A 12852-nucleotide genomic window follows, 5' to 3' on the forward strand; every position below is an offset into this window, starting at 1 on the left:
AGGGCATGTCCGCCCTCGCCCGCCCCCGCCGCACGGCTCGTGCGGGCTTCACGCCCGGCGCCGCGCCACGTACTCTGCGACGCATGTACGATGTCGCCAGCCAGCAGGAGCCCCCCGGCGACGACGCCCTGATGCTGGCATGGACCGCGGGCGACGTCGCCGCGTTCGAGACGCTCTATCGGCGCCATCGCGACAAGCTCTATCGCTTCCTGGTGCGTCAGGTGCGCAACCCCGCGCTCGCCGAGGAGATCTTCCAGGATGTCTGGCAGCGGGTCATCGCGGCGCGTGAGGGCTGGCGACCCGATGCGCTGTTCGCGACCTGGCTCTACCGCATCGCCCACAATCGGCTGACCGACCACTGGCGCGCGGCGCAGCATCGCCCGCCGCCCCCCGAAGATGCCGAGCTGCGGACCGCACGCATCGTCGATCCGGACGATCCGGAGCGGCAGCTCTCGCAGTTCGAGCAGCGGCGCGGTCTACAGCTTGCGCTCGATGCGCTGCCCGACGAGCAGCGCGAAGTCGTGCTGCTGCGGCTCGAACACGAGCTCACGCTCGAAGAGATCGGCCGGATCACCGGTGTGGGCCGCGAGACGGTGAAATCGCGGCTGCGCTATGCGATGGACAAACTGCGCGCGACGTTGACCTCATGAACAGCCCCGACCGCGAACCGCTGACGCCCGAGGAGCAGTGGCTGGCCGACCGTCTGGCCTCGGGCCAGGCCGCGCCGTCCCCGGCGGTCGATGCCGCGATTCTCGCGGCCGCGCGCGACGCGGCGCAGGACGCGGCCGGGCCGGCGCAGGCCGCGGCGTCCCAGGCGCCCGCACGGGCGGCTCAGCGCCGACGTCGCCGCTGGCCGGTGGCGTTCGGCGCGGCCGCCTCACTGGCGGTCGCGGTCGGCGTCGCCTGGCAACTGCGGCCGGTGCCCGAAGCGCCGCATGCGGCCTGGGCCGAGCGCGCGGACGCCGTGCAGGAGGCCGCGCCGGCAGCGGCCCACGACGCACCGACCCCTGCCGTGGCACAGGTGCCGGCCCGGATGCACGAGCCCGAGGCGGTCCCCGCCCAGGACGCCCCACAGCCGCAGGCCTCGCCCCCCGTCGAGGCGCCCGCCGCCATCGCCCGCGAGGCGGAGCCCCCCATCGCGGCACTGCCGCCGCCGGACGCGCGCCAGGCCGCGGGCTGGGGCCCGACGCGCGGCGCCGAATCCGCGGCCACGGCCTACGGCAACCGCGTGACGACCACGGAGCCGGCATCGATGCAACGCGATGCGGCCGCCGAAGCCGACCGGGCATCGGTGGTCCGGCCCATGGCCGCGCGGGCCCAACCCCAGGCGATGGCGATCATCGAAGACCTGCCCGAGGACGACGCGCCGCCGGCATCGGCCGACGCGCCGGAAGTCCGCGAGGCCTGGCTGGCGCGCGTGCGCGAGTTGCTCGATGCCGGCGACATCGGCGCCGCCCGTGCCAGCCTGGCCGAGTTCCACCGTCGCCATCCGCAGGCCGAGCTGCCGCCCGACCTGCGCGCCCTGCTGGACTGAGATCGCGATGCCGCTCGACACCCTGGCCGCGAGCGCCAGTCACGTCCTCGAGGTCAAGCACAGCCGCTTCGTCGCCCATGCCGCGCCGATCACCGGCGCCGACGACGCGGCGGCGTTCCTGCAGCAGGTGGCCGTGCCCGATGCCACCCACAACTGCTGGGCCTGGCGGCTGGGCGACCAGTACCGCTCCAGCGACGATGGCGAGCCGGCCGGCACTGCCGGGCGGCCGATCCTGGCCGCGATCGACGGCCAGGGATTCGACCGAGTGGCGGTGGTCGTGGTGCGCTGGTTCGGCGGCATCAAGCTCGGTGCCGGCGGCCTGGTCCGCGCCTACGGCGGCTGCGCGGCCGAGTGCCTGCGCACCGCGGCCCGCATGCCGCTGATCGACACCTGCGTTCTGCAGGTGCGTGCACCGTTCGATACCCTGGGCACGTTGCACGCCGCACTGCCGGCGGCCGACGCACACAAGCTCGACGAGCGTTTCGATGCCGACGGCGCACTGTTGCGCATCGAATTGCCGCTCGACCGCGTCGCCGACTTGAAAACCCGGCTGCGCGATGCCACCCGAAACCGTATCCGCATCGACGACAATGCCTGATGGCCTTCCGATCCCGCTCCACCGTGGCTGAGCCCGGCAAACCGAAGGTGCGCATCGGTGCACTGACAACCTTGTGGCCGTTCGTCATGCGCCAGCGCGGCCTGTTCGTCGCCTGGCTGATCGCACTGGCGGCCTCGTCGCTGGCGACGCTGAGTCTGCCGCTGGCGGTGCGACGCATGATCGACCACGGCTTCACCGGCGGCGATCAGATCGACACCGCGTTCGCGCTGCTGCTGGTCGTCGCGGTCGCGCTGGCATTGGCGACCGCAGCGCGGTTCTTCTTCGTCTCGCTGCTGGGCGAGCGCGTCGTCGCCGACCTGCGCAACCGCTTCTACGGGCACCTGCTGGACCTGGACCAGGCGTTCTTCGAGCAGAACCGCAGTGGCGACCTGGTCTCGCGCCTGAGCGCGGACACCGAACTGCTGCGCTCGGTCGTCGGCACGACCATGTCAGTCGCGTTGCGCAGTGTGGTGATGGTGCTCGGTAGCCTGACGATGCTGGTGGTCACCAGTCCGCGCCTTGCGGCCTACACGCTGGTGGGCATTCCGCTGTTCGTGCTGCCGCTGGTGCTGGGCGGGCGCAAGCTGGAGAAGGTCTCGCGGCAGAGCCAGGATCGCATCGCCGATGCGAACGCGCTGGCCAACGAGACGCTGGGCGCGATCCGCACCGTGCAGGCGCATGCGCGCGAACCCTACGAGCGCGGCCGTTTCGGTGATGCCGTGCGCACCTCGGTCGCGACCGCGCGCCGGCGCATCGGGTTGCAGGCGATCATCACCGCGATCGCGATCACGCTGATCTTCGGTGCGGTCACGGTGGTGTTGTGGTCGGGCGCGCACGATGTGGTCGCCGGACGGATGAGCGCCGGCACGCTGGGCCAGTTCGTGCTCTACGCGCTGTTCGGCGCCGGCTCGGTCGGTGCGCTGGCCGAGGTCTGGAACGACCTGCAGCGCGCCGCCGGCGGCATGGGCCGGATCTCCGAACTGCTCGACGAATCGCCGTCGATCCGGGCACCGGCCACGCCCGCCGCGATCGTCCAGCCGGCGCGCGGCGCGTTGCGTTTCGACGGGGTCACTTTCCATTACCCGAGCCGCCCCGACACCCCGGCGCTCGATGGCTTCACGCTGCACGTCGCGCCCGGCGAAACGGTGGCGCTCGTGGGTCCCTCCGGCGCGGGCAAGAGCACGGTGCTGTCGCTGCTGCTGCGCTTCCATGACCCGGAGACCGGCGCGTTGTCGATCGACGGCGCGGACCTGCGCACGCTCGATCCCGCGGCACTGCGCGAGCTGATCGCGATGGTCCCGCAGCACCCGACGATCTTCGCCGCCAGTGCCCGCGACAACATCCGCTACGGCCGGCTCGACGCGACCGACGCCGAGGTCGAGGCCGCGGCGCGCGCGGCCGAGGCGCACGAGTTCATCGTCGACCTGCCCGAAGGCTACGACGCCCAGCTCGGCGAACGCGGCGCGCGCCTGTCGGGCGGCCAGCAGCAGCGGATCGCGATCGCCCGCGCGCTGCTGCGCGACGCACCGATCCTGCTGCTCGACGAAGCGACCTCGGCGCTCGACGCGCAAAGCGAGCATGCGGTGCAGCACGCGCTCGCCCGCCTGATGCAGGGCCGCACCACGCTGGTCATCGCGCATCGGCTGGCGACGATCCTCAAGGCCGATCGCATCGTCGTGCTCGACCGTGGGCGGATCGTCGCCCAGGGCACGCACGCCGAACTGCTGGCCCAGGGCGGCCTCTACGCGGAACTGGCCAAACTGCAGTTCATCGACTGAGGCTGCGCGGCGACTGTGCCCGGCCCGCGGGGCCGCGCACTCGTGCCCCCGGCGGCGGCACCGACGCCCAGCCCCCGGACCGCGTGATCGACCGCCAGTTGCAGCATCGCCGGCGCGATGTAGGCCATGTGCACGTGCCGGATCGTCGCCAGGTAGAAGCGCCCGAACCAGTTGCGCGTGCGCACACGCGTCGCCATCGCGCAGCGCAGGCCACCGCCGGGCAACGCCTCGACGCGAATGCAGGTGCGGAACGCGAGGTGCCGGTCGTCGGCACCGAGCACGACCTCCACGCAGTCGCCATCGGTGGATGCGCGTTCGGCCAGCACCGGGAAACGCCCGGCGAAGCGGCCCGGCGCCTCGTCCGACAGTAGCGACGACGCCGGGCAGCCCAGCGGCGAGGTCCGCAGGCCGAACGGACGCACGAGCATGTTGCGAAACGCCATCAGCCGCGTCACACCGGACGGCGGATTGGCGACGAATCCTTCGAGCAGCGCGGCCATCGCCGTCGCCGGCCGCGCGTCGGTGCACTCCGCCGCCTCCAGGCAGACCGCCACCGCGTCCTCGTGCCCGGCGCCCGGCAGCTGCGCCTGCAGCAGCGAACCGGGCGGCGGGACGATTCGGTCGACCTGGCGGCGGCCGACGTTTTCGGTCCGGAACCCGCTGGCGCGCCGCGCCGGCAGCCGCCGACGCAGGCGTCCCGTCCACGCCCGGACCCCGGCGCACACACGCGCCGCCAGCGACGTCGGCGGCACGTGCAGCGACAACGAGGTCGTCGCAATGCGCGCCGGCGCGCGCAACGCCGCGTCGAGCAGCGCCTGCACCGCCGGCGGCAGCAGTTCGGTCAGCGAGGCAATATCGGCGGCGTTGTCGAGCACGCGCCGGCGCACGTCGGCCGGCAGTTCGCCCGACAGTTCATCGGGATGGCAGGACAGCGCGAACAGCGCCGGGTGCGGCAGCGCCGGACTGCGCGAGACGAACTGGTGCCAGGTGCCGCCGCCGAAGCGCACGGTGAACAGGCAGTCCGGCGGAATGTCGACCAGATGCAACGCACGCACGAACGCGGCCGGATCGGCATCGAGCTGCGCCTGCGATGCGGTCGAGAACCGCAGTTGCGCGCCGGCGCTGCCCGAGACCGCGGTGAACATGCGGTTGCCGGCGTGACGGTGGAAGGGATGGCCGCCCGGGCCGACGCTGAAGGTGTAGAGCGAGGACGGATCGCCGCGCGCCAGATCCATCGCGCCGATCCGCGACGAGGGTTCGTCGTGCGCATCGACGAAGCCTGGATGCCCGCGCTGGCGCCGGGCGGCATCGGCGATCAGCGGATCGCCCTGGCCGGGTGCCAATTGCGCGATCAGCGTGACCTCGACCGGCAGGCCGCCGCTGTGCGACGGCAGGTGGACGCCGGGAAACGTCTCGGAAACCTCGGTCGTATGCAGCATCGTCAGGTTCCTGTCGGATAGATGCGTCAGTCCGCGGCCTTGCGGCGCTCGCGCTTGAGCGGACGCGCCACCGGGCACAGCTCCGACGCCCAGGCGAAGACGGTGTTGGCCAGACGCTCGGGCACGAGCCGGAAATGCACGAACTGGCCACGTTTCTCGCGGGCGATCAGTCCGGCCTGCTCAAGGATGCGCAGATGCCCCGACAGCGCGGGCTTGCTGAAGTCGAACCGCTCGGCGATCTCGCCGGCGGTCAGCTCGCCAGCGTGGAGGTAGGCAAGGATTTGTCGGCGCGGCGTCGAGGCCAGCGCTTCGAAGACACGGTCCATAGCGACCCAATCAGTTAACGAATTACTTAATTAATGAACCAATCGACGACCGTCGTCAACCCTGTGGATGCCCCAGGGCCACCTGCCCGCGGACGTGCCCCACCCTGGCATGGCCGGAGACACCATGAGACGCGCGAGCACCAGCGCCGCGTCCCATTTGATCTTGCCGACGCCCGTCCCGCGTCAGTCCGGCAGCACGCGCGCCAGCGGCGCGTCGAGATCGATTCCGCGCTCAAGCGTGCCGAGCGCCAGCGCATGGGCGCTGGCCAGCCGGCTGGCGCAGAATGCCGGGGCGACGGGACTGTTCGCGCGCAGCAACGCCGCTCCCTGCAGGACCAGCGCGGTCGCCTCCACCAGCCGCCGTGCCTGCGGTTCGGCGTCCTGCGGGGCACGCGCCGCGTCGGCGAGCTGGTCGGCAAGACGGTCTGCCGCAGCGTCGAACGCCGCATCCGTGCCGCGTGCGGCCTCGATCTGCGCCTGCAGCGCCGCCATGACCTTGGGTTCGCGTGCGAGCGCGCGCAGCACGTCCAGGCATTGCAGGTTGCCGCTGCCCTCCCAGATCGAGTTCAGCGGTGCCTGCCGGTACAGGCGCGGCAGGATCGATTCCTCGATGTAGCCCGCACCACCGAGGCATTCTTGCGCCTCGTTGACGAACGCCGGCGCGCGTCGGCACAGCCAGTACTTGCCGATCGCTGTGGCCACACGCGCGAAGGCCGCCTGCGCCGGGTCGCGCGGCGCAGCGTCGACTGCGCCGGCCACACGCAGCGCCAGGGCGACCGCCGCCTCGGCTTCGATCGCAAGATCGGCGAGCACGTTGCGCATCAGCGGCTGCTCGGCGAGCGCGCGGCCGAACGCACGCCGGTGGCGGGCGTGATGCAGCGCCTGGGCCAGCGCCATGCGCATCTGCGCGGCGGCGGCGAGCATGCAATCGAGCCGGGTCAGCATCACCATTTCCAGGATCGTCGCCACGCCGCGGCCCTCCTCGCCGACCCGCAGCGCCCAGGCGCGATCGAACTCGATCTCGGCCGAGGCGTTGCTCCAATCGCCGAGCTTGTCCTTGAGCCGCATCAGCCGGAAGTCGTTGCGCTCGCCGCCCGGCAGGCGTCTGGGCATGAGGAAGCAGCTCGGCCCGGCGCCGGCCTGCGCCAGCACCAGAAAGCCGTCGGACATCGGCGCCGAGAAGAACCACTTGTGGCCGCGCAGCGTATAGGCCCCCTCGTCGCTCGTCGGGGTCGCCCGCGTGGTGTTGCTGCGCACATCGCTGCCGCCCTGCTTCTCGGTCATGCCCATGCCGAGCGTGACGCCGGCCTTGTCCTCGACCGGCACATCGCGGGCGTCGTAGCGCATCGTCGCGACCTTGTCGGCCCAGGCGCGCAGGCGTGGCTCCCGGCGCAGCACCGGGACCGCGGCGTGGGTCATCGTCAGCGGGCAACTGGTGCCGGCATCGGCCTGGTGATGCAGATACGCCAGCGCCGCGCGCGCCACATGCGCGCCGGGCACCGATTGCGCCCACGACAGGCCGGCGACGCCATGACCGATCGCCGCCTCCATCAGCTGGTGGTAGGCGGGGTGGAACTCGACGCGGTCGATGCGGTGACCGAAACGGTCGTGCGTGCGCAGCCGCGGCCGATCGCGGTTGGCGTCGAAGCCTGCTGCGTAGAGCGCATCGCCGGCGAGGACGCCATATCCCGCCAGTCGATCGGCGAAAGCGTCGCCACCTTCGCGGGCCACGGCCTCGCGCAGCGCGACATCGTCGTGCCAGAGGTCGCGCGGCGCGAACTCCGGCGGCTGGTTGTCGACCTCGTGGGTGGCGTCTGTGGCCATGGCGCGCGTCTCCATCCTCGGACCTGCGCCGATTCTCGCCCATGCCAGGCGCGCCGGTCAGGCCATCGACGACCCGACCGCAGCCCCGTCGAACGCGTCAACCGGCGCCTGCAAGGCTTCGACGAAGTCTGGCGCCAACGCAAGCGCGCCGAAGGCGCCGCGCTGGGTGCCGCTGAGCACGCGCAGCATGTGCCCGCGTCCACCGGGCATCCGCCCCATCGGCAGGAACGCCACATCGCGCGCCCGCGCGATGAGATCGCGGTCGGACTGGAAGATCGGGGTCAGCCACCGGCTCCAGAATTGGTAGATCCCGACGTGCCGCGCGCGCAGTTTCTGGTAGACCGGCAGTGCGTCGGCGGGGGCGTGCGAGCGCAACGCGTCGCGCAGCGCCTCGGCATCGAGCAGCGCCATGTTCACGCCCTGCCCCAGCTGCGGGCTCATCGCATGCGCCGCGTCGCCGAGCAGCACCCAGCGGCCACGATGCCAGCGTCGTAGCACGACGTCGCGATAGCTCGCGCGCGCCAGTTGGGCATGCGTCGTGGTCGCATCGAGCAAGGCCGCCGCCTCGGGCCAGATGGCGGCGACCTCGTCGTGCCAACGATCGAGCGCGGTCGCCTGCCAATCGTCGAATCCGGCGATCGGCAGGCTCCAGAAGAAGCTAAACCGCGGCTCGGGATCGCCGGGCCGCCCGCCGACCGGCAGCAGGCCGACCATCCGACGCGCGGCGACATAGCGCTGGCGCAACGCGTTGGCGAATGGCCAGTCGCGTGCGGCCAGCAGGCACCACAGCGCACCCCACGGATAGACCCGATCGTGGCGCACACCGCCGATCCGGGCACGCAGCCGGGACGCCGCGCCGTCGGCGACGACGACCAGGTCGAACGGCCCATGGCGCTGCCCGGTCGCGTCGACCAGCCAGCGGTCGTCGGCCTCGTCGGGGCCGGCGACCGTAACGCCGGGATGCAATGCGGTGCGCTCGCCCCAGGCCTGGTCGAGCAGTTCGAACAGCGCGCCGCGCTGCATGCCCAGGCCATACAGGCGCGGGTCGAGCCCGGCGTAGCGGATGTCCATGACCGCGCGGCCGCAGGGCGTTTCGCCAAACAGGCGATCCACGCGTGCGCCATGGCCGAGCACCTGCGGCAACAGGCCCATGCGCCAGAGCACCTGCAGGCCGCTGGGCTGCAGCAGGAAGCCGGCGCCCACCGGCCCGGGCGCCGGCGCGCGCTCGTAGACCTCGACCCGGTGGCCGTCGCGCGCGAGCAGCACAGCAGACGCCTGGCCGGCGGTGCCGTAGCCGACGATGGCGATGCGCAGTGGTCGGCGCGGGGATACGGACATCACGGTCATGACACGACTGGGGCGATCGCGGCGCGACAGCATACGACCGATGGGCTCACAGACCACGCGCCACTTGTCTGCCTTTCGCGCGAGCGCACACGAAGTACTTGTCTTAAAAGTCGAAGGCGCGCTTGACTTCGGATGGACAACGGCCTGCCGGCCGGAAGCCGCTCTTCCCTCGGCAAGGCCGCTTCGCGGTCCGGCCACGCGAAGCACGCGTGGCGTTCGCATAGATGCGCGGCAGTGCCGCGCACGCCATCCATGCTCACCCTGCCTTGACTCGGGCGCGCGCCGTCCCTGGCGCGCTCGACGCGGCCACCGACCGTCAGTCCGCTGCTGCGGACATTGGCAACCCGACTTCGGTTGGATACGGAGTCGCCTGCTTGAAGAAGGCGCGCGCTGTCGGCCTCAGTGCGTCGTGCTGGTCGGGGATTGCGATAGCGGGCCAGGGATGGCCCGCGGCGGCGAGTCAGCCATGGGTGAGTGCGGGCTGCTCGCGCGGCATGCCGCGCAGTCCGCACAAACGCCCGGCGTGCTTCGCCGGGCCGGACCGTGGAGCGGGCTGACCGAGCCGGGGAGCAGTCCCCGGCCGGCGTGACGCGCGCCGGAGAAGAGTTGCCTGATAAAGCGAGCAGACGCAAGCTCCCCCGACTTCAAAAAAAGGGCCGCCCCGCGAACGGGACGGCCCTTGGGTCATGCCACCGCGCGCCTCAGTGGGCCTGCGGTGTCTCGTTGCGCGCCTGATGCGCGGCGATCGCCTTGGGATCGGGCTCGTCCATCTTGTCGCCCAGCACGCGCCGGACGATCACGAAGAACACCGGGATCAGCAGCAGGCCCAGGAACGTCGCGAACAGCATGCCGCCGATCACGCCGGTGCCCAGTGCGTGGCGCGCGTTGGAGCCGGCGCCGGTCGACAGTGCCATCGGCGTGACGCCCAGGATGAACGCGAACGAGGTCATCAGGATCGGCCGCAGGCGCAACCGCGCCGCCTCGACCGTCGCCTCGCGCAGAGTCTTGCCCTCCGCCCGTTGCTGCACCGCGAACTCCACGATCAGGATCGCGTTCTTCGCCGCCAGACCGATCACGGTGATCATGCCGATCTGGAAGAACAGGTCGTTCGACAGCCCCGGACGCAGCATCGTGAACACCACCGCGCCGAGGATGCCCAGCGGCACCACCAGCAGCACTGCCACCGGGATCGACCAGCTCTCGTAGAGCGCGGCCAGACACAGGAACACCACGACCACCGACAGCACCAGCAGCAGCGTCTGGGTGTTGCCGGCGATGATCTCCTGGTAGGACATGCCCGCCCAGTCGAAGCCAAAGCCCGGCGGCAACTCGTCGGTGACGATGCCTTCCATCGCCGCCATCGCCTCGCCGGTGCTGCGGCCGGGCGCCTGGGCGCCGACGATGTTGACCGCCGAGTAGCCGTTGTAGCGGCTCAGCGACGGCGAGGCGGTACCCCACTCGGCCGAGACCACGTTGCTCAGCGGCACCATCGCCGGCTGGCCGTTGGCGGCCGTGCCCGGCGCCGGGGTATAGAAGCGCTCGAACGACTCCGGACCGGTGCGGTAGGGCGCGTCGGCACGGATGTTCACCCGCTTGATGCGTCCTTCCGAGAAGTAGTCGTTGACGTACACCGGCGCGAGCATCAGCTGGATCGCGTTGTAGACGTCCTGCACCGACAGGCCCATTGCCTGCGCCTGCACGCGATCGACGTGCAGACCCAACTGCGGCGCGGCCTCCAGGGTATTGGGGCGCACGCCCACGACCGTGTCGGACTTGCCCGCGGCACTGGCCAGCAGCTTGTTGCGGGCTTCGGTCAACGCCGCCTGGCCCTGGCCGGTGCGGTCCTGCAGGTACATGTCGAAGCCGCCGAACTGGCCCAGGCCCTGGATCGTCGGCAGATTGACGACGAAGATCTGCGCTTCGGGCACCGCGCCGTAGAGCATGCCGTTGGCCTGATTGACGAACTCGTCGATGCTGACGTCGCGCTCGTCCCAGTGCTCGAGCTCGACGAACGCCATACCGACGTTCTCGCCCATGCCCACGAAGCTGAAGCCCGAGACCTGCAGGATGTTCTTGAAGCCGGGCACGCCGCCCATCCGCTCGCCGGTCTCCGGGTTCTCCTGGCCGCGGAAGGTCTGGTAGACCCGGTCCATGACCGCCTGCGTGCGCTGCAGACTGGCGCCGGGCGGCAGTTGCACGATCACCATCGCATAGCCCTGATCTTCCTCGGGCACGAAGCTGCTCGGCAGCCTGGCGTACAGCAGGCCACAGACCAGCGCCAGCAGCACGAACAGCACCATCCAGCGCGGCGAATGCCGAACGACGCTGGTGATGTGGCCGACATAGGTGTCGTTGATGCGGTCGTAGTACTTGTTGAAGACGCGGAAGACCACGTTCTCGCGCTTGTTGCCGTGCGGCTCGTGCTGCTTGAGGAACGTGGCGCACAGCGCTGGGGTAAAGCCCAGGGCGAGGAACGCCGAGAAGCCCATCGACACCGCGATGGTGATCGCGAACTGCTTGTAGATCTCGCCCGAAGCGCCGCCCTGCAGCGCGCTGGGGATGAACACCGCGGCCAGCACGACGGTGATCGCGACCACTGCGCCGGTGATCTGGCCCATCGCCTTGATCGTCGCCTCGCGCGGGGGCAGGTGCTCCTCGGCCATGATGCGCTCGACGTTCTCGATCACCACGATCGCGTCGTCGACCACGATGCCGATCGACAGCACCATCGCGAACAGCGTCAGCTGGTTGACCGTGAAGCCGAGCGCGCTCAGGCCCAGGAACGTGCCCAGCAGCGCGACCGGGATCACGAGGGTCGGGATGATCGTCGCGCGCAGGTTCTGCAGGAACAGCAGCATCACCAGGAACACCAGGATGACCGCCTCGATCAGCGTCTTGACCACTTCCTTGATCGAGATCGTCACGAACGTGGTGCTGTCGAACGGCTTGAACCATTCGACGCCGGGCGGGAACGTGGCCGACAGCTCGTCGAGCCGCGCAGTCACCGCCTCGGCCACGCCCAGCGCATTGGCGCCGGGCTGGAGCATGATCGCGACCGCGCCGGTCGGCTGGCCGTTGTACTTGGTGTCGAAGCCGTAGCTCGACGGACCAAAGGCGACCCGCGCCACATCGCCCAGACGCACGACCGCGCCATTGGCGTCGGTGCGCAGGATGATGTCGCGGAACTGCTCGGGCGTGCTGAAACGGCCTTCGCCCGACACGGTCGCGCTGAAGCCCACGCCCTCGGGCGCGGGGTCGGAACCGATCGAGCCGGCGGCGAACTGCACGTTCTGCGCCCGCACCGCTGCCAGCACCTCGGTCGCCGACAGGCCGTAGCCCTGCAGCTTGTCGGGATTGAGCCAGATGTTCATCGCATACTCGGCACCGAAGTGCTGGGTATTGCCGACACCGGGCACGCGCGCCAACTGCTCGAGCACACGGGCCGCGATCAGGTCGTTGATCGCATTGCGGTCCATCGATGGGTCGCTCGAACGCAGGCCGACCACCATCAAAAAGCCGGTGTTCTCCTTGGCGACGACCACGCCCTGCTGGACCACCTCGCTGGGCAGCCGCGGCGTGGCCAGGGCGACCTTGTTCTGGACCTGCACCTGGGCGATGTCGCTGTCGGTGCCGGTCTCGAAGGTCAGCGTGACGCTGGCCCGGCCATTGGCGCTGGACGTCGAACTGAAGTACAGCAGATTGTCGATGCCGGTGAGCTGCTGCTCGATGACCTGGGTCACCGCCTGCTCGGTGGTCTGCGCATCCGCGCCGGGATAGGTCGCCGAGATGGTCACCTGCGGCGGCGCCACCGACGGATACGACTCGACGCCCATGTTCAGCAGCGAGATCAGGCCGCTGAGCGAGATCAGGATCGAGACGACCCAGGCGAAGACCGGGTGGTTGATGAAGAACTTGGGCATGGGATCAGTCCTGGTCGGCGGCGTCCGCGGCCGGCGCATCGGCAGCCGGCGGCGCGGCAGGCGCCGGGGCCGGCGCGCCGGACGCC

The 12852-nt window shown here is 70.8% G+C and carries 9 protein-coding genes; 4 read left to right on the forward strand and 5 right to left on the reverse strand.

Translation table 11 applies throughout. From position 1 onward, the window contains the following. The first annotated feature begins 83 nt into the window (after positions 1-83). Genes ABE505_RS16355 through ABE505_RS16370 form a run of 4 tightly spaced genes read left to right on the forward strand, consistent with a single transcriptional unit; the run spans position 84 to position 3910 of the window. Complete coding sequence (locus ABE505_RS16355) at positions 84-650, forward strand: RNA polymerase sigma factor (protein ID WP_346445511.1); 567 nt, start codon at positions 84-86, stop codon at positions 648-650. Next, positions 647-1534 carry a hypothetical protein gene (locus tag ABE505_RS16360; RefSeq protein ID WP_346445510.1) on the forward strand — a complete coding sequence of 296 codons (888 nt, stop codon included), beginning with the start codon at positions 647-649 and terminating at the stop codon, positions 1532-1534. Before ABE505_RS16355 ends, ABE505_RS16360 begins: the two co-directional genes overlap by 4 nt. Positions 1535-1541: 7 nt before the next feature. Next, a complete protein-coding gene (locus ABE505_RS16365) occupies positions 1542-2132 on the forward strand; it encodes a YigZ family protein (RefSeq protein ID WP_346445509.1) in 591 nt (196 codons plus the stop codon). After that, a complete protein-coding gene (locus tag ABE505_RS16370) occupies positions 2132-3910 on the forward strand; it encodes an ABC transporter transmembrane domain-containing protein (RefSeq protein ID WP_346445508.1) in 1779 nt (592 codons plus the stop codon). The genes ABE505_RS16365 and ABE505_RS16370 overlap by 1 nt, the downstream gene beginning before the upstream one ends. Here the strand turns inward: ABE505_RS16370 and ABE505_RS16375 are convergent. The 5 genes from ABE505_RS16375 to ABE505_RS16395 all read right to left on the reverse strand — a co-directional run bounded on the left by ABE505_RS16375 (position 3874) and on the right by ABE505_RS16395 (position 12766). Beyond that, complete coding sequence (locus ABE505_RS16375; RefSeq protein ID WP_346445507.1) at positions 3874-5349, reverse strand: DUF2867 domain-containing protein; 1476 nt, start codon at positions 5347-5349, stop codon at positions 3874-3876. The genes ABE505_RS16370 and ABE505_RS16375 overlap by 37 nt on opposite strands. Before the next feature lie 26 nt (positions 5350-5375). Next, a complete protein-coding gene (locus ABE505_RS16380) occupies positions 5376-5675 on the reverse strand; it encodes a metalloregulator ArsR/SmtB family transcription factor (RefSeq protein ID WP_337245790.1) in 300 nt (99 codons plus the stop codon). A gap of 183 nt (positions 5676-5858) precedes the next feature. Next, positions 5859-7499 (reverse strand): acyl-CoA dehydrogenase family protein, encoded by a 1641-nt coding sequence (locus ABE505_RS16385; protein ID WP_346445506.1) that lies wholly within the window; start codon positions 7497-7499, stop codon positions 5859-5861. A 57-nt stretch (positions 7500-7556) separates the two neighbouring features. Beyond that, positions 7557-8837, reverse strand: coding sequence for an NAD(P)/FAD-dependent oxidoreductase (locus tag ABE505_RS16390; RefSeq protein ID WP_346445529.1), 1281 nt, complete (start codon positions 8835-8837; stop codon positions 7557-7559). Between the two features lie 710 nt (positions 8838-9547). After that, positions 9548-12766, reverse strand: a complete 3219-nt coding sequence (locus ABE505_RS16395; protein WP_346445505.1) for a multidrug efflux RND transporter permease subunit — start codon at positions 12764-12766, stop codon at positions 9548-9550. Positions 12767-12852 lie beyond the last annotated feature (86 nt).

The organism is Luteimonas sp. TWI382, assembly GCF_039674545.1.
Lineage (GTDB): Bacteria > Pseudomonadota > Gammaproteobacteria > Xanthomonadales > Xanthomonadaceae > Luteimonas.

Excerpts from the sequence above, each read along its gene's own strand:
- ABE505_RS16365 (WP_346445509.1), top strand. The coding sequence starts at position 1,542 with ATGCCGCTCGACACCCTGGCCGCGAGCGCCAGTCACGTCCTCGAGGTC.
- ABE505_RS16375 (WP_346445507.1), bottom strand. The coding sequence starts at position 5,349 with ATGCTGCATACGACCGAGGTTTCCGAGACGTTTCCCGGCGTCCACCTG.
- ABE505_RS16390 (WP_346445529.1), bottom strand. The coding sequence starts at position 8,837 with ATGTCCGTATCCCCGCGCCGACCACTGCGCATCGCCATCGTCGGCTAC.
- ABE505_RS16355 (WP_346445511.1), top strand. The coding sequence starts at position 84 with ATGTACGATGTCGCCAGCCAGCAGGAGCCCCCCGGCGACGACGCCCTG.
- ABE505_RS16385 (WP_346445506.1), bottom strand. The coding sequence starts at position 7,499 with ATGGCCACAGACGCCACCCACGAGGTCGACAACCAGCCGCCGGAGTTC.
- ABE505_RS16380 (WP_337245790.1), bottom strand. The coding sequence starts at position 5,675 with ATGGACCGTGTCTTCGAAGCGCTGGCCTCGACGCCGCGCCGACAAATC.
- ABE505_RS16360 (WP_346445510.1), top strand. The coding sequence starts at position 647 with ATGAACAGCCCCGACCGCGAACCGCTGACGCCCGAGGAGCAGTGGCTG.
- ABE505_RS16395 (WP_346445505.1), bottom strand. The coding sequence starts at position 12,766 with ATGCCCAAGTTCTTCATCAACCACCCGGTCTTCGCCTGGGTCGTCTCG.
- ABE505_RS16370 (WP_346445508.1), top strand. The coding sequence starts at position 2,132 with ATGGCCTTCCGATCCCGCTCCACCGTGGCTGAGCCCGGCAAACCGAAG.